Origin of the sequence: Kitasatospora sp. NPDC059812 (assembly GCF_042732075.1) — a bacterium.
Taxonomy (GTDB): Bacteria; Actinomycetota; Actinomycetes; order Streptomycetales; family Streptomycetaceae; genus Kitasatospora.
In genome coordinates, this window is sequence record NZ_JBHWIO010000005.1 from 163,853 (window position 1) to 183,703 (window position 19,851).

Here is a 19,851-nt window from a genome sequence, read left to right on the forward strand (position 1 = left end):
CGCGCCCCCGCATTCCACGCGCTCCGCCCCCCAGGGGGGGGGGGGGGGGGGGGGGGGGGGGGGGGGGGGGGGGGGGGGGGCGGGGCCCCCCCCCCCCCCCCCGTACGCTGGTGGGCGTGCTGGTAGAAAACGACGCCCCCCTCGCCCCGCTGACCACGCTCCGGCTCGGCGGCCCGGCCCGCCGCCTGGTGACCGCCCACACCGACGACGAGGTGATCGCCGCCGTCCGCGCGGCCGACGAGGCCGGCGAGCTGCTGCTGGTCCTCGGCGGCGGTTCCAACCTGGTGATCGGCGACGCCGGCTTCCCCGGCACCGTGCTGCGGATCGCGACCACCGGCTTCGCCCTGGACGGCACCGTGCTGGAGCTGGCGGCCGGCGAGGTCTGGTCGGAGGCGGTCACCCGCGCGGTGCGCGAGCACGGCCTGGCGGGCGTCGAGTTCCTGGCCGGCATCCCCGGCTCGGCCGGTGCGACCCCGGTGCAGAACGTCGGCGCGTACGGCCAGGAGGTCGCCCAGTCGATCACCGAGGTGGTCGCCTACGACCGCACGGCCGGCGAGGTGGTCACGCTCCCCAACGCCGAGTGCGCGTTCTCCTACCGGCACAGCCGGTTCAAGGCCGAGCCGGACCGCTACGTGGTGCTGCGGGTGCGGTTCGCCCTGGCCGACCACGAGGGGCTCTCCACCCCGGTCAAGTACGCCGAGGTGGCCAGGCACTTCGGCGTCGAGCAGGGCGAGCGGGTGCCGCTGGAGCGGGCGCACGACGCGGTGCTGGGGCTGCGCTCCGGCAAGGGCATGGTGCTGGACCCGGCGGACCACGACACCTGGTCGGCCGGCTCCTTCTTCACCAACCCGGTGCTCACCGCCGCCCAGTACGAGTCCTTCCGGACCCGCCCGGGCACCGAGAACGCCCCCGCCTACCCGGCGCCGGAGGGCTGCACCAAGACCTCGGCCGCCTGGCTGATCGACCGGGCCGGCTTCGGCAAGGGCTACGGCAGCGGCCCGGCGACGCTCTCCACCAAGCACACCCTGGCGCTCACCAACCGTGGCGCGGCCACCGCCGAGGACCTGCTGGCGCTGGCCCGGGAGATCCGGGACGGCGTCCGCGAGGCCTTCGGGGTCGAGCTGGTGAACGAGCCGGTGATGATCGGCGTCAAGCTCTAGGCCTGTCCGGGGTCGGCCTGGTCCACAAGGCACGCCTCAGGTGGTGCTGACCAGCCAGGTGTCGATGTCCGCCAGCAGTTCCTTGCGGACGGCCTCCGGCGCACGCGAGCCGCGGACGGACTGCCGTGCCAGCTCGGCGAGTTCGGCGTCGCCGAAGCCGAGGACGTCGCGGGCCAGGTCGTACTGGGCGGCCAGCCGGCTGCCGAACAGCAGCGGGTCGTCCGCGCCCAGGGCCAGCGGCACGCCGGCGTCGAACAGCCGCCGCAGCGGGACGTCCTCGGGGCGCTCGTAGACGCCGAGCGAGACGTTCGAGGAGGGGCAGACCTCGCAGGTGATCTGGCGGTCCGCCAGCCGTTCCATCAGCCGGGGGTCCTCGGCGGCGCGGACGCCGTGGCCGATCCGGCCGGCGCCCAGGTCGTCCAGGCAGTCCCGGACGGATTCGGGCCCGGCCAGCTCGCCGCCGTGCGGGGCGGCCAGCAGCCCGCCCTTGCGGGCGATCTCGAAGGCCCGGTCGAAGTCCCGGGCGAGGCCGCGCCGCTCGTCGTTGGAGAGGCCGAAGCCGACCACGCCCTGGTCGGCGTACCGGACGGCGAGCCGGGCCAGCGTCCGGGCGTCCATCGGGGACTTCATCCGGTTCGCCGCGACCAGCACCCGGATGCCCACCCCGGTGGCCGTGGCGGCGTTCTCCACGGCGTCCAGGATCAGCTCCAGCGCGGGGATCAGCCCGCCCAGTCGGGGCGCGTACGAGGTCGGGTCGACCTGGATCTCCAGCCAGCGGGAGCCGTCCCGCCGCTCGTCCTGGGCGGTCTCCAGGACCAGCCGGCGGATGTCCTCCTCGTCCCGCAGCACCGAGCGGGCGGTGTCGTACAGGCGCTGGAAGCGGAACCAGCCGCGTTCGTCGGTGGCCCGCAGTTGCGGCGGCTCGCCGGAGCTGAGCGCCTCCGGCAGTCGGACGCCGTGCTTGTCGGCCAGCTCCAGCAGTGTGGCGGGCCGCATCGAGCCGGTGAAGTGCAGGTGCAGGTGGGCCTTCGGGAGGTCCCTGACGTCTCGCGGATTCAACAGGCGTTCCATTCGCCGATACTGCCGCATCGGACCCCCAAACGGGAACCGCCCTCCTTCCGTCCCCCGAAGGGGTGAAAGAGGGCGGTACCCGACGTGAAGCGCGGGTGTCAGCGGCCTTCAGCGGACGTCAGCGGGCGCCGGCGGGTGTCAGTCGCGGGCCTCGCCGAGCAGCTTCTGCAGCCGGCCGATGCCCTCGGCCAGGTCGGCGTCGCCGAGCGCGTAGGAGAACCGCAGGTAGCCGGGGGTGCCGAAGGCCTCGCCCGGGACGGCCGCGACCTCGGCCTCGTCCAGGATCAGCGAGGCCAGCTCGCCGGAGCTCTGCGGGCGCCGGCCGCGGATCTCCTTGCCCAGCAGGCCCTTGACGGACGGGTACACGTAGAAGGCGCCCTCCGGCTCGGGGCAGTACACGCCCTCGATCTCGTTGAGCATCCGCACGATGGTCTTGCGGCGGCGGTCGAAGGCGGTGCGCATCTCGTGCACCGCGGCCAGGTCGCCGCTGACGGCGGCGATCGCGGCGCGCTGGGCGACGTTGGAGACGTTCGAGGTGGCGTGCGACTGCAGGTTGGTCGCGGCCTTGATGACGTCCTTGGGGCCGATCACCCAGCCCACCCGCCAGCCGGTCATCGCGTAGGTCTTGGCGACGCCGTTGACCACGATGCACTTGTCGGCCAGCTCGGGCAGCAGGGCCGGCAGCGAGGTGAAGGAGGCGTCGCCGTACACCAGGTGCTCGTAGATCTCGTCGGTGAGCACCCAGAGGCCGTGCTCCAGCGCCCAGCGGCCGATCGCCTCGGCCTCGGCCTCGGTGTACACCGCGCCGGTCGGGTTGGACGGCGAGACGAAGAGCACCACCTTGGTGTTCTCGGTGCGGGCGGCCTCCAGCTGCTCGACCGAGACCTTGTAACCGGTGGTCTCGTCGGTCACGACCTCCACCGGGACGCCGCCGGCGAGCTGGACCGACTCCGGGTAGGTGGTCCAGTACGGGGCCGGGACGATGACCTCGTCGCCCGGGTCCAGGATCGCGGCGAACGCCTCGTAGATCGCCTGCTTGCCGCCGTTGGTGACCAGCACCTGGGAGGCGTCCACCTCGTAGCCGGAGTCGCGCAGCGTCTTGGCGGCGATCGCGGACTTCAGCTCGGGCAGGCCACCCGCCGGGGTGTAGCGGTGGTTCTTCGGGTCGCGGCAGGCCTCGACGGCCGCCTCGACGATGTAGTCCGGGGTGGGGAAGTCGGGCTCGCCGGCTCCGAAGCCGATCACCGGACGGCCGGCCGCCTTGAGGGCCTTGGCCTTGGCGTCCACGGCGAGGGTCGCGGACTCGGCGATCGCACCGATCCGGGCGGAGACCCGGCGGTCGGCGGGGCGGATGGAACGGTCGGGCTGCGGGGTGGAAGCGCTCATGTCTGCATCGTCGCAGAACCGGGACGGACCGGGCATCGCGGTTTCACCATCCGTACCGGACCGTCCACATGGCGGCGCCCGCCGATCCGCCGGTGATCATGCGGGCATGCCGGACATATGCCGGACAACCGGTTCCCCCGGAAGAAGAGGTTCGACCAAACACCCCTCGACCACGTATGCTCACTGCTCGACGGCCCGCCGAAAAAGAACCGGAGCTTCACCAGCTGTGCAGACAGCGGGGGGAGATGCGGTAGGTTGGTCGCTACGGAGTCGCGAGACCCCGTAGGGCAATAGCTCAATTGGTAGAGCACCGGTCTCCAAAACCGGCGGTTGGGGGTTCAAGTCCCTCTTGCCCTGCTGCTTGATCCGTTTTCAGCCCGTTCGCTCCGCAGAGCGAGCGGGCTTGATGCGGAGAGGGCTCCGAATCAGCACCGCTTGTAGCCGGCCGTTCGTGCCCCATCGGGCGCGAGCCGCTCGGCCGGACCCGGATTCAGGTGAGGACGAGTGACGGAGACCACGGGCTCCACCGCAACGCCTGAGAGCGGCAACCCCGAGGGGGCCGACGGCGCTGCCGACACCACGCCCGCGGAGGGCGAGGACAAGTCGCTCTCGCGCCGCGAGCGCAAGCGCGCCGCCCGCGCCGGTGACAAGAAGTCCGGCAAGCGCGGCAAGATGGGCCCGTTCGCCCGAATCGGCCTGTTCTACCGCCAGATCATCGCCGAGCTGCGCAAGGTCGTCTGGCCCACCCGTAGCGAGCTCACCCAGTACACGACCGTCGTCGTCGTGTTCGTGGTGGTCGTGATGGGCTTCGTGGCCGGCCTCGACTACGGCCTCTCCAAGCTGAGCCTCCTGGTCTTCGGCTGACCTGGCCGTCCCACCTCCGTAGCAGTCTCCCGACCCGGGCCGAATCTTCGGCCCGGGTCGTGCTGTCTGCGCCGGACGTACGCGGCCGCTACCGTGGACTCGGTACTGTTGAAGTCTCCGAGTCCTCTCCTGGCGCCCGCGCGAGCGGCAGCCCGCCGGAGCCGGCCCCGGAGCGCGCCACCTTCACCATCTCCAGGAAAGAAGCAGCCACCGTGTCTGAGTCCCCCCTGTACGACGCCGACGAGACCGTCCGCGAGGCGGATGTCGCCGCCGAGCTGGACGCGGCCGAGCTGGCTGACGAAGCCGAGTCCGCCGAGCAGATCGTTGACGCCGTGGACGGCGACGAGGACGAGGTCGAGGCGCACGACGAGGCCGAGGCCGGCGAGCCCGCCGAGGAGGCGGCGCTGCACGTGGAGGACGACGTGGAGCCCGCCGCCGAGGAGACCGAGGCCGACGCCGAGGACGCCGACGCCGAGGAGGCCGAGGCTGAGGAGACCGTCGAGGTCGACCCGGTCGCCAAGTTCCGCGAGGACCTGCGCTTCATGCCGGGCGAGTGGTACGTGATCCACACCTACGCCGGCTACGAGAACCGGGTGAAGCAGAACCTGGAGCAGCGCGCCGTCTCGCTGAACGTCGAGGAGTACATCTTCCAGGCCGAGGTGCCGCAGGAGGAGGTCGTCCAGATCAAGAACGGCGACCGCAAGACCATCCGCCAGAACAAGCTCCCCGGCTACGTCCTGGTGCGCATGGACCTCACCCCCGAGTCCTGGGGCGTCGTGCGCAACACCCCCGGTGTCACCGGCTTCGTCGGCAACGCCTACGACCCGTACCCGCTGACCCTGGACGAGGTCGTCAAGATGCTCGCCCCGGACGTCGAGCGCCAGGCGGCCAAGGAGGCCGGCAAGCCCTCGCCGATCAAGCCGAGCGAGATCCAGGTGCTGGACTTCGAGGTCGGCGACTCGGTCACCGTCACCGACGGTCCGTTCGCGACGCTGCAGGCGACCATCAACGAGATCAACCCCGACTCGAAGAAGGTCAAGGGCCTGGTCGAGATCTTCGGCCGGGAGACCCCGGTCGAGCTCTCCTTCGACCAGATCCAGAAGAACTAGTCCCACAATCTTCGGATCCGGGGCGGGGCCGAGGGCCCTGCCCCGGATCCGTTTTGGTCCAGCGGCGCTAAGGCGTTAGCCTGGTTCGATGTGTGTGTTGGCGGCCGGGTGTCGCCCCGGTTCCGCACACACCAGCACTCACCTCTCGGAAGGACCCGGAGAGACATGCCTCCCAAGAAGAAGAAGGTCACGGGGCTTATCAAGCTCCAGATCAACGCCGGTGCGGCCAACCCGGCGCCGCCGGTCGGCCCCGCGCTGGGCCAGCACGGCGTCAACATCATGGAGTTCTGCAAGGCCTACAACGCTGCGACCGAGTCGCAGCGCGGCATGATCGTGCCGGTGGAGATCACGGTCTACGACGACCGTTCCTTCACCTTCATCACGAAGACGCCGCCGGCCGCGCGCCTCATCCTGAAGGCCGCCGGTGTGGACAAGGGCTCCAGCGAGCCGCACAAGACCAAGGTCGCCAAGCTCACCAGCGCCCAGGTCCGCGACATCGCGACCACCAAGATGCCCGACCTGAACGCCAACGACCTGGACGCGGCGGAGAAGATCATCGCCGGCACCGCCCGGTCGATGGGCATCACCGTCGAGGGCTGACCAGCTCTTTTCGTCCCTGTGGTAGGGCCTGCGCAGGCCCGTGATACCACGACTCCCATCACCATTCAGGAGCAGCAGTGAAGCGCAGCAAGGCTCTGAAGGCCGCGGACGCTCAGGTCGACCGCGACCGCCTCTACGCCCCCCTCGAGGCCATCCGCCTCGCCAAGGCGACCAGCACCACCAAGTTCGACGGCACCGTCGAGGTCGCCATGCGTCTGGGCGTCGACCCGCGCAAGGCCGACCAGATGGTCCGCAGCACCGTGATCCTCCCGCACGGCACCGGTAAGACCGCTCGGGTCCTGGTCTTCGCGACCGGTGACCGTGCCGAGGCCGCGCGTGCTGCGGGCGCCGACATCGTCGGCTCCGACGAGCTGATCAACGAGGTCGCCAAGGGCCGCCTGGACTTCGACGCCGTCGTCGCCACCCCGGACCTCATGGGCAAGGTCGGCCGCCTCGGCCGCGTGCTCGGTCCCCGTGGTCTGATGCCGAACCCGAAGACCGGCACCGTTACCCCGGACGTCGCCAAGGCTGTCAACGACATCAAGGGCGGCAAGATCGAGTTCCGCGTCGACAAGCACTCGAACCTGCACTTCATCATCGGTAAGGCCTCCTTCACCGACGAGCAGCTGGTCGAGAACTACGCCGCCGCGCTGGACGAGGTGCTCCGCGCCAAGCCGTCCGCCGCCAAGGGCCGCTACATCAAGAAGACCGCCATCAGCACCACGATCGGCCCCGGCATCCCCGTGGACCCGAACCGCACCCGCAACCTCTTCGTCGAAGAGGACCCGGCCGCGGTCTGAGCCGATCGGCTCTGAAGCAGTCTGTACAGCGGGCCCGTACCCCCTTCACCGGGGGTGCGGGCCCGCCGTCGTTTCCGGATCGGAATAGGGGTGGATGGGAACGGTTGCCCGAAGCGTCGTACGCTCTGCCGGTCAGATCATGTGCAGAACGTGTGACCGTCGGAGCGTGCCGTGCCGCCCACCCTTCGCCCCGCCGCCGCGGTGGCCACCCTGCTGCTGATCGGTGCCACCACCGGGTGCAGCCTGCTGGCCGCCCCGGGAACCCGCACCCCCGACGGCGACCCCGCGCCCGTACCGCCCCGGCAGGTGGTGCTCGCCGCCGCCCAGGCGCTGGACGACGCCGGCGGCGCCCGGATCGACGTGGTCGAGGAGGGCCCGGCCGGCCGCCGCACCGCGAGCGGCACCCTGGTCTGGGGCACCCGGGACGAGGGCGCTCTGAGCGTCACCGACGAGCAGGGCGCCGGGCAGCTGACCCTGCGGGACGGCGCACTCGACCTCAGCTACCAGGGCGCCCCGCCCAAGCACGCGGACCGGGACGGCGCCGAGTCGCTCGATCCGCGGGCGACCACCGGCCCGGGCGGCTACGCGGGTGGCTGGATGACCGCACTGGTCACCAACCCGGGCAGCCGCGCGTACAAGATCGCGCAGGCCGGGAAGCTCGGCTCGCTCGGCGGCGAGCAGCTGGCCGGGATGACCGTGGCGCACTACCAGGGCTCCACGCCGGTGGCCGAATACTTCGGCGCGGACCAGGAGTTGACCCCGGCACGGCTCGCCGCGGTGGTCGACTGGTACGGCCGGCGAGGGGTGTCGGCGATCGGTTACGACGTCTGGGTCGGGCCCGACGAGCGGCTGCTGCGACTGCGTGAGACGGCCCGGGGGAGCGACGGCACCACGGTGACCACGACGGATGTCTCGACCCCCGGAGAAGGTGACGCGCCCCCTGTCGAAGCCGGGTGACGGGAGGGGGTTGTTCGGCGCGTGGGGGATCTGGCGATCCGTTAGAGTCCGCGTGAGAAGAAGCCGAAAATCGGTTCTTCATCGGATCGTTCGGATCTCACGGGGGACTCCATGCGCGCTACGCGCCTCGCCTCGACCGTCGCCATCGCGGCCGTGCTGCTCGGTGCCGTCACCGCCTGCGGCAGCAAGGGCGGCGACGCCAAGAGCGGCGACGCGGCGGCCGCGGCGCTGACCGGAGACCCCAAGGCCGCGCTGGCAGCCTCCGCCCTGGTGATGCAGAAGGCCGGCAACGGCAAGGTCACCATGATCTCCCCGGACGGCTCGACCCACACCGCGGGCAGCGGTGACGCCGACTGGAAGGACCCGAACCGGGCGGCCGTCGACCTGACGGGCGAGGTCGAGACCAAGAAGATCCGGTTCCGGGTGATCGGGACCGACGGCTACCTCGGCGGCGGCGACAGCGAGGCCGCAGCCATGGGCGGCAAGCACTGGATCAAGCTGCCCGCCTCGAACGAACTCGGCAACGGCGTCCTGCTGATGAGCCAACTGCTCAACCCGGTCGCCCAGCTCGGGCTCGCCGCACAGAGCGGCAAGCCCGCCAAGGTCGGCCAGGAGAGCCTCGATGGCGTCCAGGTCACCCACCTGCGGGCGGTCGAGGAGGCCTCCGCCATGGTGGCCGCCATGCCAGCGCTCACGGCCGGCCAGCGCACGGCCGTCCAGAAGTCCCTGGAAGAGGACGGCAGGACCCTCACCATCGACTTCTGGCTCAACGGCCGGCAGGAACTCGTCCAGTACCAGGAGTACGGGGACAAGAACGGCGAGCACGACGCCGTCACCGTCAAGTACGCGGACCTCGGCAAGGCCGCGAAGATCGACGCCCCCGCCGCCACCGACCTCGGCAGCGAGACCGACCTCCTCAAACTGCTCGGCTGATCCGCCGAGCCCGCGCACCGGAGCCGACGAGACCTCTGGGTGGACGCCGACCAGTTGGTCGTCCAGCGGAGCGCGACCGGCGACACCAAGGCGGGCGCGTTCAAGTCCACCGTCCTCTACTCGGACTACGGCACGCCGGTCACCGCCGCGGTGCCGGGCGCGGCCGACACGGTGGAACTGGCCGAGCTGGCGAAGCTCGGCAAGGGGGGCGCCACCGGCTGATCCGGGTCAGGGTGGCAAGGTGGCCGGAACGAAAGCCGCCGACGCGGCGCCCGGGCGAGAGGGGACCAGACGATGGCAGGACGACGGCGGTTGGCGGCGCTGGCCGCGGTCGTCCTGCTGGCGAGCGGGCTGGCCGGATGCGGCGGGGGTGGCGGCGCGCCGTCCACGCCCTCCGGCAGCCCGACCCCGACCAGTTCCTCGTCGACCGAGGCGGCCAAGCCCAGCGACCGCTCGCCGCACGGCGTCCTGGTCTCCGCCCAGCTGGCGATGCAGACCGCCCGCCGGGCCAAGGTCAGCTACCGGCTGGGCGCGGACGCCGGGGCCGGGCCGCTGTTCTGGCAGCCCAAGACGGCGCTCCAGATCAAGCGCTCCACCCCGGCCGACGCCGAGCAGCTGATCGTCGTGGACACCGTCGCCTACCAGGGCGGCGACGCCGCCACCGCGGCCCGCCAGGGCGGCCGGCACTGGGAGCGCTTCTCCGTCCCGCCGGACCCGGACGGCCACCGGGAGGTCCCGTACGCGGGGCTGATCGACCTGCTGAACCCGGTCGAGGCGCTGGCCGCCGCCACCGCCGACGGGGTGGACCCCCGGTTCATCGGCGAGGAGAGGTTCGACGACTCGACGGTCGAGCACTACCGGATCACCACCACCGCCGAGCGCTACGCCGCCGCCCAGACCCAGCTGACCCAGGCCCGCCGGGACGGCCTGCGGGCCGCGCTGGCCCCCGGCGGCTCGATCTCGCTCACCGTGGACCTCTGGCTCAACGACAAGGACCAGCTGGTCCGGCTCCAGCGCACCGGCAGCGGTGACAGCGGCCGGGCGGACGACTCGGTGCTCTACTCCGACTTCGCCGGCGCCCTGCTCTCGGTGCAGGCCCCGGCCGAGACGGACACCGTGGACACCGGGCCCCGGACGGTCTCCCCGCTGGCCCGCTGAGCCCCGTCCGGCGCGGCCGGCCCGGCGGGCATCGGCCGTTCAGGGGCGATTTGCCCCGGACGGCGGAGTCCGGTTACTGTTACCGAAGCCAAAGACCGCTGGTTGTCACCGTGCTCGCGAGGGATTCGGTGGCCGAAGGATCTGCGCTTCGTCGCAGGCAGCCCGCGCAGGTGTGTCTGGAGCTTCGACTTCCGGGTCCGCGTTCGCGCGAACATCCGTTGAGGTCGTTTCGAGCCCCGTGCGCCCTGCGCATCGGGGCTCATCTGCTTTCCGCAGGCTTTCCTTCCGTCCGGTTGGTTCGAGGCGTGAATGGTCGACTTTCGCGGTCGGCCGGATTTCGACATCACGGAAGGAGGCGTAAGCCTATGGCAAGGCCCGACAAGGCTGCTGCCGTCGCCGAGATCACGGACAAGTTCCGTGGCTCCTCCGCGGCGCTGCTGACCGAGTACCGCGGTCTCTCGGTGAAGCAGGTCAAGACCCTGCGTCGCTCGCTCGGCGAGAACGCCGAGTACGCCGTGGTGAAGAACACGCTGACCAAGATCGCGGCCAACGAGGCCGGGATTTCGGAGCTCGACGACCTGTTCAACGGTCCGACGGCTGTCGCCTTCGTCACCGGTGACCCGGTGGAGTCGGCGAAGGCTCTGCGTGACTTCGCCAAGGAGAACCCCGCTCTCATCATCAAGGGCGGTGTCCTTGACGGTAAGGCGCTGTCCGCCGATGAGATCAAGAAGCTCGCGGACCTCGAGTCCCGCGAGGTGCTGCTCGCCAAGCTGGCGGGTGCCCTGAAGGCCAAGCAGTCCCAGGCTGCCGCGCTCTTCCAGGCCCTGCCGTCGAAGCTCGTCCGCACTGTGGACGCGCTGCGCGACAAGGTCGAGCAGGGCGGTGCCGGTACGCCGGCTCCCGCCGCCGAGGACGCCGCCGCCGAGTAATCGGCAGGCTCACGCCTCGCTGCGGGCCCGTGCCCGCCCCACCCGTACATACGGCATCACCTGCCGATTTAGTGGAAGGACGCCATCATGGCGAAGCTGTCCCAGGACGAGCTGCTCGCGCAGTTCGAGGACCTCACCCTCATCGAGCTCGCTGGCTTCGTGAAGGCCTTCGAGGAGAAGTTCGACGTCACCGCCGCCGCCCCGGTCGCCGTTGCCGCCGCCGGTGGCCCGGCCGCCGTTGAGGCCGTCGAGGAGCAGGACGAGTTCGACGTCATCCTCGATGGTGCCGGCGACAAGAAGATCCAGGTCATCAAGGAGGTGCGCACCCTGACCTCCCTCGGCCTGAAGGAGGCCAAGGACCTCGTTGACACCGCTGGTGCCAAGGTCCTGGAGAAGGTTGCCAAGGACGTTGCCGAGAAGGCCAAGGCCGCCCTCGAGGGTGCCGGCGCCAAGGTCACCGTCAAGTGACTTCTCGCCCCCTCTGAGGGGGCCTGAAGCCGGGCCGATCACCCTTGTGGGTGGTCGGCCCGGCTTTTTCGCGTTTCCGGCCCTGGACGGCCCTGGACGGCCCTGGGACCGCTCCGCGGCCGGGACGCGCCGGTGTGGCCGAGAGCCCACTCGGCAGCGTCGGTGCGGACGGGTATGGTGATCACCGTCATCGACGGTGGCCCCCACCACGGCTTCTGTAACGCCGGGGGGCGTCCGGCCGATGGACGGGTCGAGGTCCGCACCGCCTGCGGGCCCTTGACGAACCCGGCGAGGCGCGCGATTCTCAAGGCGCGAGTCCGCCCGGTTGGTTTGCCACTGGATGCATAACCAGTGGCTCAGGCGGGAAATGACTCCACGTGAGTTATGGGGCCCGGGCAGTGCCCGGGCCGGTGCAGTACCCGGTGGGCGTTCGCGTCCGCCGGCTACCGGGAGGAGTCTCCGATTCGGTTTCCGAATCAGAGCTGGACAGCAGTGTGCCCTTTGGCTACACTGTCCCTTTGCGCTGCCTGTTAGCTGCTCCGTGACTCGTCGCCCGGAGTTTGCGTTGCCCTGAAGGGGTCTGGCATCGCCTCCGCAAAGCGGCTCTGACCTGGGATTCCGATCCCGGCGGAGGCCAGTGGCGAGGGAGGCGGGACCAAGCCCGTGAAGGCCCGGCTGGTACGCGCGTAGTGAGCTCCGAGCCCTCGGAAGGACCCCCCTCTTGGCCGCGCCGCGCAACGCCTCGAACAATTCCGCCGCATCCACCGCCCCGCTCCGCGTCTCCTTCGCGAAGATCAAGGAGCCCCTCGAGGTCCCCAACCTCCTGGCCCTGCAGACCGAGAGCTTTGACTGGCTGCTCGGCAATGCGGCCTGGAAGTCCCGGGTCGAGGCGGCGCTGGAGAACGGTCAGGACGTCCCCACCAAGTCCGGTCTGGAGGAGATCTTCGAGGAGATCTCCCCGATCGAGGACTTCAGTGGGTCGATGTCGCTGACCTTCCGCGACCACCGTTTCGAGCCGCCGAAGAACTCGATTGACGAGTGCAAGGACCGCGACTTCACGTTCGCGGCTCCGCTCTTCGTCACGGCCGAGTTCACCAACAACGAGACCGGTGAGATCAAGTCTCAGACGGTCTTCATGGGCGACTTCCCGCTCATGACCCACAAGGGCACGTTCGTGATCAACGGCACCGAGCGTGTCGTCGTGTCGCAGCTGGTCCGCTCCCCGGGCGTGTACTTCGACTCCACCCTGGACAAGGTGTCCGACAAGGACATCTACTCCTGCAAGGTCATCCCCTCGCGTGGTGCCTGGCTGGAGATGGAGATCGACAAGCGCGACATGGTCGGCGTCCGCATCGACCGCAAGCGCAAGCAGTCCGTCACCGTGCTGCTCAAGGCGCTCGGCTGGACCAACGAGATGATTCTCGAGGAGTTCGGCGAGTACGAGTCCATGCGCAACACCCTGGAGAAGGACCACACCCAGGGCCAGGACGACGCGCTTCTGGACATCTACCGCAAGCTGCGTCCTGGCGAGCCGCCGACGCGCGAGGCCGCGCAGACGCTTCTGGAGAACCTGTACTTCAACCCGAAGCGCTACGACCTCGCCAAGGTGGGCCGCTACAAGGTCAACCGGAAGCTGGGCAACGCCGAGTCGCTGGACTCCGGCGTGCTCACCGAGCCCGACATCATCGGTGCGATCAAGTACCTGGTGAAGCTGCACGCCGGTGAGACCGAGTGGAACGACCAGACCGGTCGCGACATCGTGGTCGAGGTCGACGACATCGACCACTTCGGCAACCGTCGCCTGCGCAACGTCGGCGAGCTCATCCAGAACCAGGTCCGTACGGGTCTCGCCCGTATGGAGCGCGTCGTGCGCGAGCGCATGACCACCCAGGACGTCGAGGCGATCACGCCGCAGACCCTGATCAACATCCGGCCGGTCGTCGCCTCCATCAAGGAGTTCTTCGGCACCAGCCAGCTGTCGCAGTTCATGGACCAGACGAACCCGCTGTCGGGCCTGACCCACAAGCGCCGTCTGTCCGCCCTCGGCCCCGGTGGTCTCTCCCGTGAGCGCGCCGGCTTCGAGGTCCGTGACGTGCACCCCTCGCACTACGGGCGCATGTGTCCGATCGAGACCCCCGAAGGCCCGAACATCGGTCTGATCGGGTCGCTGGCCTCGTACGGCCGGGTCAACGCCTTCGGCTTCATCGAGACCCCGTACCGCAAGGTCATCGAGGGTGTCGTCACGGAGCAGGTCGACTACCTCACGGCCGACGAGGAGGACCGCTACGTCATCGCGCAGGCCAACGCCCCGCTGACGGCGGAGCTGACCTTCGCCGAGCCGCGTGTCCTGGTCCGCCGCCGTGGCGGCGAGATCGACTACATCCCGGGCACCGAGATCGACTACATGGACGTCTCGCCGCGCCAGATGGTGTCGGTCGCGACCGCCATGATCCCGTTCCTCGAGCACGACGACGCCAACCGCGCGCTCATGGGCTCGAACATGATGCGCCAGGCGGTGCCGCTGCTGAAGAGCGAGGCTCCGCTGGTCGGTACCGGCATGGAGTACCGCTGCGCCGTCGACGCCGCGGACGTCATCACCGCTGAGAAGGCCGGTGTCGTCCAGGAGGTCTCGGCCGACTACGTCACCGTCGCCAACGACGACGGCACGTACACCACGTACCGCGCCGCCAAGTTCACCCGCTCCAACCAGGGCACCGCCTTCAACCAGAAGGTGCTCGTGGACGAGGGCGCCCGGGTCGAGTCCGGCCAGGTGCTGGCCGACGGCCCGTGCACCGACGAGGGCGAGATGGCCCTCGGCAAGAACCTGCTCGTGGCGTTCATGTCGTGGGAGGGTCACAACTACGAGGACGCGATCATCCTGTCGCAGCGCCTCGTGCAGGACGACGTCCTCTCCTCGATCCACATCGAGGAGCACGAGGTCGACGCCCGTGACACCAAGCTCGGCCCCGAGGAGATCACCCGGGACATCCCGAACGTCTCCGAGGAGGTCCTCGCCGACCTCGACGAGCGCGGCATCATCCGCATCGGCGCCGACGTCGTCACCGGCGACATCCTGGTCGGCAAGGTCACGCCCAAGGGTGAGACCGAGCTGACCCCGGAGGAGCGCCTGCTCCGCGCGATCTTCGGTGAGAAGGCCCGTGAGGTCCGCGACACCTCGCTGAAGGTGCCGCACGGTGAGTCCGGCAAGGTCATCGGCGTCCGCGTCTTCGACCGCGAAGAGGGCGACGAGCTGCCCCCGGGCGTGAACCAGCTGGTCCGCGTCTACGTGGCCCAGAAGCGCAAGATCACCAACGGTGACAAGCTCGCCGGCCGTCACGGCAACAAGGGCGTCATCTCGAAGATCCTGCCGGTCGAGGACATGCCGTTCCTGGAGGACGGCACCCCGGTCGACATCATCCTCAACCCGCTGGGTGTCCCGTCCCGAATGAACCCGGGACAGGTCCTGGAGATCCACCTCGGGTGGCTCGCCAAGCAGGGCTGGGACGTCTCCGGCCTCGCCGACGAGTGGGCCCAGCGCCTCCAGGCGATCGGCGCCGACACCGTCCAGGGCGGCACCAACCTCGCCACCCCGGTCTTCGACGGCGCCCGCGAGGACGAGATCACCGGCCTGCTGGACAACACCACCCTCACCCGTGACGGTGAGCGCCTGGTGAACTCCACCGGCAAGGCCCGGCTGTTCGACGGCCGCTCCGGCGAGCCGTTCCCGATGCCGGTCTCGGTCGGCTACATGTACATCCTCAAGCTGCACCACCTGGTCGACGACAAGCTGCACGCCCGTTCGACCGGTCCGTACTCGATGATCACCCAGCAGCCGCTCGGTGGTAAGGCGCAGTTCGGTGGTCAGCGCTTCGGTGAGATGGAGGTGTGGGCCCTTGAGGCGTACGGCGCTGCTTACGCGCTGCAGGAGCTGCTCACCATCAAGTCCGACGACGTCCTCGGCCGTGTGAAGGTCTACGAGGCCATCGTCAAGGGCGAGAACATCCCCGAGCCCGGCATTCCCGAGTCCTTCAAGGTCCTCATCAAGGAAATGCAGTCGCTCTGCCTCAACGTGGAGGTGCTGTCCTCGGACGGCCAGTCCATCGAGATGCGGGACTCCGACGAGGACGTGTTCCGCGCCGCCGAGGAGCTCGGCATTGACCTGTCCCGGCGCGAGCCGAGCAGCGTCGAAGAGGTCTGACGGAGGTTGGGCCGGCTGCCCGAGCAGCCGGCCCGCCCCCAGGCCCCCCTCAGACCACATGAACGACTCTCGACTTACGAAAGAGGGCTTGACGACCAGTGCTTGACGTCAACTTCTTCGACGAGCTCCGCATCGGCCTGGCCACCGCCGACGACATCCGCCAGTGGTCGCACGGCGAGGTCAAGAAGCCGGAGACCATCAACTACCGCACCCTGAAGCCCGAAAAGGACGGACTCTTCTGCGAGAAGATCTTCGGCCCCACCCGGGACTGGGAGTGCTACTGCGGTAAGTACAAGCGCGTCCGCTTCAAGGGCATCATCTGTGAGCGCTGCGGCGTCGAGGTGACCCGCGCCAAGGTGCGCCGTGAGCGGATGGGCCACATCGAGCTGGCCGCCCCGGTCACCCACATCTGGTACTTCAAGGGCGTGCCGTCCCGCCTGGGCTACCTGCTCGACCTGGCGCCGAAGGACCTCGAGAAGGTCATCTACTTCGCCGCCTACATGATCACCTGGGTCGACGACGAGCGCCGCCAGCGCGACCTGCCGTCCCTGGAGGCGCACGTCTCGGTCGAGCGCCAGCAGATCGAGAACCGCCGCGACTCCGACCTCGAGGCCCGTGCCAAGAAGGCCGAGACCGACCTGGCCGAGCTGGAGGCCGAGGGCGCCAAGGCCGACGTGCGCCGCAAGGTGCGCGAGGGCGCCGAGCGCGAGATGAAGCAGCTGCGCGACCGCGCGCAGCGCGAGCTCGACCGCCTCGACGAGGTGTGGGCCCGCTTCAAGAACCTCAAGGTCCAGGACCTCGAGGGCGACGAGCTGCTCTACCGCGAGCTGCGCGACCGCTTCGGCACCTACTTCTCCGGCTCGATGGGCGCGGCGGCCCTCAAGGACCGCCTCGAGACCTTCGACCTGGCGGAGGAGTCCGAGCGCCTGCGCGAGATCATCCGTACCGGCAAGGGCCAGAAGAAGACCCGTGCGCTGAAGCGCCTCAAGGTCGTCTCCGCGTTCCTGCAGACCACCAACAAGCCCAACGGCATGGTGCTGGACTGCGTCCCGGTCATCCCGCCGGACCTGCGTCCGATGGTGCAGCTGGACGGTGGCCGCTTCGCGACCTCCGACCTGAACGACCTGTACCGCCGCGTGATCAACCGCAACAACCGCCTGAAGCGGCTTCTCGACCTCGGCGCGCCCGAGATCATCGTGAACAACGAGAAGCGCATGCTCCAGGAGGCCGTCGACGCCCTGTTCGACAACGGCCGTCGCGGCCGTCCGGTCACCGGCCCGGGCAACCGCCCGCTGAAGTCCCTCAGCGACATGCTGAAGGGCAAGCAGGGTCGTTTCCGCCAGAACCTGCTCGGCAAGCGCGTCGACTACTCGGCCCGTTCGGTCATCGTCGTCGGCCCGCAGCTCAAGCTGCACCAGTGCGGTCTGCCCAAGGCCATGGCGCTGGAGCTCTTCAAGCCGTTCGTGATGAAGCGCCTGGTCGACCTGAACCACGCGCAGAACATCAAGTCGGCCAAGCGCATGGTCGAGCGTGCCCGCCCGGTCGTGTGGGACGTGCTCGAAGAGGTCATCGCCGAGCACCCCGTCCTGCTGAACCGTGCGCCCACCCTGCACCGCCTCGGCATCCAGGCCTTCGAGCCCCAGCTGGTCGAGGGCAAGGCCATCCAGATCCACCCGCTCGTCTGCACCGCGTTCAACGCGGACTTCGACGGTGACCAGATGGCCGTCCACCTGCCGCTCTCCGCGGAGGCGCAGGCCGAGGCCCGCATCCTGATGCTGTCCTCGAACAACATCCTGAAGCCGGCCGACGGTCGCCCCGTCACCATGCCGACCCAGGACATGGTGCTCGGTCTGTTCTTCCTGACCTCGGACCGGGAGACGGTGAAGGGCGGTGGCCGTTCCTTCTCCTCGACCGCCGAGGCCGTCATGGCCTTCGACGCCCGCGAGCTGGACGTCCAGGCCCCGATCGAGCTGCGCCTGCCGGCCGGCACCGTCCCGCCGCGCGGCTGGACCCCGCCGGTGGACGAGGAGGGCCAGACGGCCTGGTTCGACGGCGAGCCGTTCCGTCTGACCACCACCCTGGGCCGCGCGCTCTTCAACGAGCTGCTGCCCGAGGACTACCCGTTCGTCGACTACGAGGTGGGCAAGAAGCAGCTCTCCGCGATCGTCAACGACCTGGCGGAGCGCTACCCCAAGGTCGTCGTCGCGGCGACCCTGGACAACCTGAAGGCGTCCGGTTTCCACTGGTCGACCCGCTCGGGTGTCACCGTCTCGATCTCCGACGTCGTCGTCCCGCCGAACAAGCCCCAGATCCTCGAGGGCTACGAGGCGAAGGCGGAGAAGGTCCAGCGTCAGTACGAGCGCGGCCTGATCACCAACGACGAGCGCAAGCAGGAGCTCATCGGCATCTGGACCCAGGCGACCAACGAGGTCGCCGAGGCCATGAACGAGAACTTCCCGAAGACGAACCCCATCTTCATGATGGTCGACTCGGGTGCTCGTGGAAACATGATGCAGATGCGCCAGATCGCCGGTATGCGTGGTCTGGTGTCGAACGCCAAGAACGAGACCATCCCGCGACCCATCAAGGCGTCGTTCCGTGAGGGTCTCACCGTGCTGGAGTACTTCATCTCCACCCACGGTGCCCGTAAGGGTCTGGCGGACACCGCCCTCCGTACCGCCGACTCCGGCTACCTCACCCGTCGTCTGGTCGACGTCTCCCAGGACGTCATCATTCGCGAGGAGGACTGCGGTACCGAGCGCGGCCTGAAGCTGGCGATCGGCACCGTCGGCGCGGACGGCGTCCTGCGCAAGGCCGACGACGTCGAGACCAGCGTGTACGCCCGCATGCTCGCCGAGGACATCACGGTGGACGGCAAGCTCCTTGCCACCGCCAACACCGACCTCGGTGACGTGCTGATCGACGAGCTGATCCGCCACGGCATCGGCGAGGTCAAGACCCGCTCGATCCTGACCTGCGAGTCGGCCGTCGGCACCTGCGCCTTCTGCTACGGGCGTTCGCTGGCCACCGGCAAGCTGGTCGACATCGGTGAGGCGGTCGGCATCATCGCCGCCCAGTCCATCGGTGAGCCCGGCACCCAGCTGACGATGCGTACCTTCCACACCGGTGGTGTGGCCGGTGACGACATCACCCAGGGTCTGCCGCGTGTCGTCGAGCTCTTCGAGGCCCGTACCCCCAAGGGTGTGGCCCCGATCTCGGAGGCCACCGGCCGGGCGCGGATCGAGGACACCGAGAAGACCCGCAAGCTCGTCATCACCCCGGACGACGGCAGCGAGGAGATCGCCTACCCCGTCTCCAAGCGTGTGAAGCTGCTGGTCAGCGAGGGCGAGGCGGTCGAGGTCGGCCAGAAGCTGACCATGGGTGCCACCAACCCGCACGACGTCCTGCGGATCATGGGCCAGCGTGCCGTCCAGATCCACCTGGTCGCCGAGGTCCAGAAGGTCTACAACTCGCAGGGTGTGTCGATCCACGACAAGCACATCGAGATCATCATCCGGCAGATGCTCCGCCGCGTGACGATCATCGAGTCGGGCGACGCCGAGCTGCTCCCGGGCGAGCTCGTCGAGCGCGGCCGCTTCGAGACCGAGAACCGTCGCGTGGTCGCCGAGGGTGGTCACCCCGCCTCCGGCCGTCCGCAGCTGATGGGTATCACCAAGGCCTCGCTGGCCACCGAGTCCTGGCTGTCGGCCGCCTCCTTCCAGGAGACGACCCGGGTCCTCACCGACGCGGCGATCCACGCCAAGTCGGACCCGCTGCTGGGCCTCAAGGAGAACGTCATCCTCGGTAAGCTCATCCCGGCCGGTACGGGTCTTCCCCGCTACCGCAACATCCGGGTCGAGCCGACCGAGGAGGCCAAGGCCGCGATGTACTCGGCCGTCGGCTACGACGACTACGACCTGTCGCCCTTCGGCGCCGGCTCCGGCCAGGCGGTCCCGCTGGACGACTACGACTACGGCCCGTACACCGGCTGAGTCCGACGTTCGGCTGTCAGGGCGGTCACCCCTCGCGGGGTGGCCGCCCTGCGGCGTTCCTGCTGCGCGGCCCGGGACCGGGGGGTCTGCGGGGCAGCGATTAGGTTCCCTGGCAGAAGTCGCGTAGAGTCGTGTTTACCGACGCGGGGTGGAGCAGCTCGGTAGCTCGCTGGGCTCATAACCCAGAGGTCGCAGGTTCAAATCCTGTCCCCGCTACTCAGTAGCA

15 protein-coding genes and 2 tRNA genes are annotated in these 19,851 nt (G+C 69.5%); 15 read left to right on the forward strand and 2 right to left on the reverse strand.

The window, feature by feature from the left end; genetic code table 11:
* Window positions 1-116: 116 nt before the first annotated feature.
* Window positions 117-1,160, forward strand: a complete 1,044-nt coding sequence (locus ACFV6D_RS04540; protein ID WP_380558349.1) for a UDP-N-acetylmuramate dehydrogenase — start codon at window positions 117-119, stop codon at window positions 1,158-1,160.
* Between the two features lie 36 nt (window positions 1,161-1,196).
* Here ACFV6D_RS04540 and ACFV6D_RS04545 read toward each other — a convergent pair whose 3' ends face one another.
* Both ACFV6D_RS04545 and ACFV6D_RS04550 read right to left on the reverse strand, forming a co-directional pair.
* Window positions 1,197-2,231, reverse strand: coding sequence for an adenosine deaminase (locus tag ACFV6D_RS04545; protein ID WP_380558352.1), 1,035 nt, complete (start codon window positions 2,229-2,231; stop codon window positions 1,197-1,199).
* Window positions 2,232-2,369: 138 nt separating this feature from the next.
* On the reverse strand, window positions 2,370-3,617 hold the full coding sequence (locus tag ACFV6D_RS04550; protein WP_380369615.1) for a pyridoxal phosphate-dependent aminotransferase: 1,248 nt from the start codon (window positions 3,615-3,617) through the stop codon (window positions 2,370-2,372).
* 284 nt (window positions 3,618-3,901) lie between these two features.
* Here ACFV6D_RS04550 and ACFV6D_RS04555 point away from each other — a divergent pair.
* From ACFV6D_RS04555 to ACFV6D_RS04620, 14 genes are all read left to right on the forward strand, one after another.
* Window positions 3,902-3,974: transfer RNA gene (locus ACFV6D_RS04555), tRNA-Trp, on the forward strand.
* Between the two features lie 147 nt (window positions 3,975-4,121).
* Window positions 4,122-4,481, forward strand: coding sequence for a preprotein translocase subunit SecE (gene secE, locus ACFV6D_RS04560; protein ID WP_063348930.1), 360 nt, complete (start codon window positions 4,122-4,124; stop codon window positions 4,479-4,481).
* A 212-nt stretch (window positions 4,482-4,693) separates the two neighbouring features.
* Entirely contained in the window at window positions 4,694-5,590 is an 897-nt protein-coding gene (gene nusG, locus ACFV6D_RS04565) for a transcription termination/antitermination protein NusG (protein ID WP_079135819.1), read from the forward strand.
* A 165-nt stretch (window positions 5,591-5,755) separates the two neighbouring features.
* Window positions 5,756-6,190: a 50S ribosomal protein L11 gene (gene rplK / locus ACFV6D_RS04570; protein ID WP_063348931.1), complete on the forward strand. Its 435-nt coding sequence runs from the start codon at window positions 5,756-5,758 to the stop codon at window positions 6,188-6,190.
* A gap of 77 nt (window positions 6,191-6,267) precedes the next feature.
* Window positions 6,268-6,990 (forward strand): 50S ribosomal protein L1, encoded by a 723-nt coding sequence (rplA, locus tag ACFV6D_RS04575; protein ID WP_063348932.1) that lies wholly within the window; start codon window positions 6,268-6,270, stop codon window positions 6,988-6,990.
* A gap of 171 nt (window positions 6,991-7,161) precedes the next feature.
* Window positions 7,162-7,947, forward strand: a complete 786-nt coding sequence (locus ACFV6D_RS04580; protein WP_380558355.1) for a hypothetical protein — start codon at window positions 7,162-7,164, stop codon at window positions 7,945-7,947.
* Between the two features lie 111 nt (window positions 7,948-8,058).
* Complete coding sequence (locus ACFV6D_RS04585) at window positions 8,059-8,880, forward strand: hypothetical protein (RefSeq protein ID WP_380489268.1); 822 nt, start codon at window positions 8,059-8,061, stop codon at window positions 8,878-8,880.
* 39 nt (window positions 8,881-8,919) lie between these two features.
* Complete coding sequence (locus ACFV6D_RS04590; RefSeq protein WP_063348935.1) at window positions 8,920-9,102, forward strand: hypothetical protein; 183 nt, start codon at window positions 8,920-8,922, stop codon at window positions 9,100-9,102.
* A 72-nt stretch (window positions 9,103-9,174) separates the two neighbouring features.
* Window positions 9,175-10,038: a hypothetical protein gene (locus tag ACFV6D_RS04595; RefSeq protein WP_159398493.1), complete on the forward strand. Its 864-nt coding sequence runs from the start codon at window positions 9,175-9,177 to the stop codon at window positions 10,036-10,038.
* Window positions 10,039-10,403: 365 nt separating this feature from the next.
* Complete coding sequence (rplJ, locus tag ACFV6D_RS04600) at window positions 10,404-10,967, forward strand: 50S ribosomal protein L10 (protein WP_063348937.1); 564 nt, start codon at window positions 10,404-10,406, stop codon at window positions 10,965-10,967.
* Between the two features lie 84 nt (window positions 10,968-11,051).
* Window positions 11,052-11,435: a 50S ribosomal protein L7/L12 gene (rplL, locus tag ACFV6D_RS04605; protein ID WP_208869184.1), complete on the forward strand. Its 384-nt coding sequence runs from the start codon at window positions 11,052-11,054 to the stop codon at window positions 11,433-11,435.
* A gap of 721 nt (window positions 11,436-12,156) precedes the next feature.
* On the forward strand, window positions 12,157-15,633 hold the full coding sequence (gene rpoB / locus ACFV6D_RS04610; protein ID WP_063348939.1) for a DNA-directed RNA polymerase subunit beta: 3,477 nt from the start codon (window positions 12,157-12,159) through the stop codon (window positions 15,631-15,633).
* A gap of 98 nt (window positions 15,634-15,731) precedes the next feature.
* Window positions 15,732-19,625, forward strand: a complete 3,894-nt coding sequence (locus ACFV6D_RS04615; protein ID WP_380369599.1) for a DNA-directed RNA polymerase subunit beta' — start codon at window positions 15,732-15,734, stop codon at window positions 19,623-19,625.
* Between the two features lie 142 nt (window positions 19,626-19,767).
* Window positions 19,768-19,841: transfer RNA gene (locus tag ACFV6D_RS04620), tRNA-Met, on the forward strand.
* Window positions 19,842-19,851 lie beyond the last annotated feature (10 nt).

Excerpts from the sequence above, each read along its gene's own strand:
- ACFV6D_RS04545 (WP_380558352.1), bottom strand. The coding sequence starts at position 2,231 with ATGGAACGCCTGTTGAATCCGCGAGACGTCAGGGACCTCCCGAAGGCC.
- ACFV6D_RS04550 (WP_380369615.1), bottom strand. The coding sequence starts at position 3,617 with ATGAGCGCTTCCACCCCGCAGCCCGACCGTTCCATCCGCCCCGCCGAC.
- rplK (WP_063348931.1), top strand. The coding sequence starts at position 5,756 with ATGCCTCCCAAGAAGAAGAAGGTCACGGGGCTTATCAAGCTCCAGATC.
- ACFV6D_RS04585 (WP_380489268.1), top strand. The coding sequence starts at position 8,059 with ATGCGCGCTACGCGCCTCGCCTCGACCGTCGCCATCGCGGCCGTGCTG.
- ACFV6D_RS04595 (WP_159398493.1), top strand. The coding sequence starts at position 9,175 with ATGGCAGGACGACGGCGGTTGGCGGCGCTGGCCGCGGTCGTCCTGCTG.
- rplJ (WP_063348937.1), top strand. The coding sequence starts at position 10,404 with ATGGCAAGGCCCGACAAGGCTGCTGCCGTCGCCGAGATCACGGACAAG.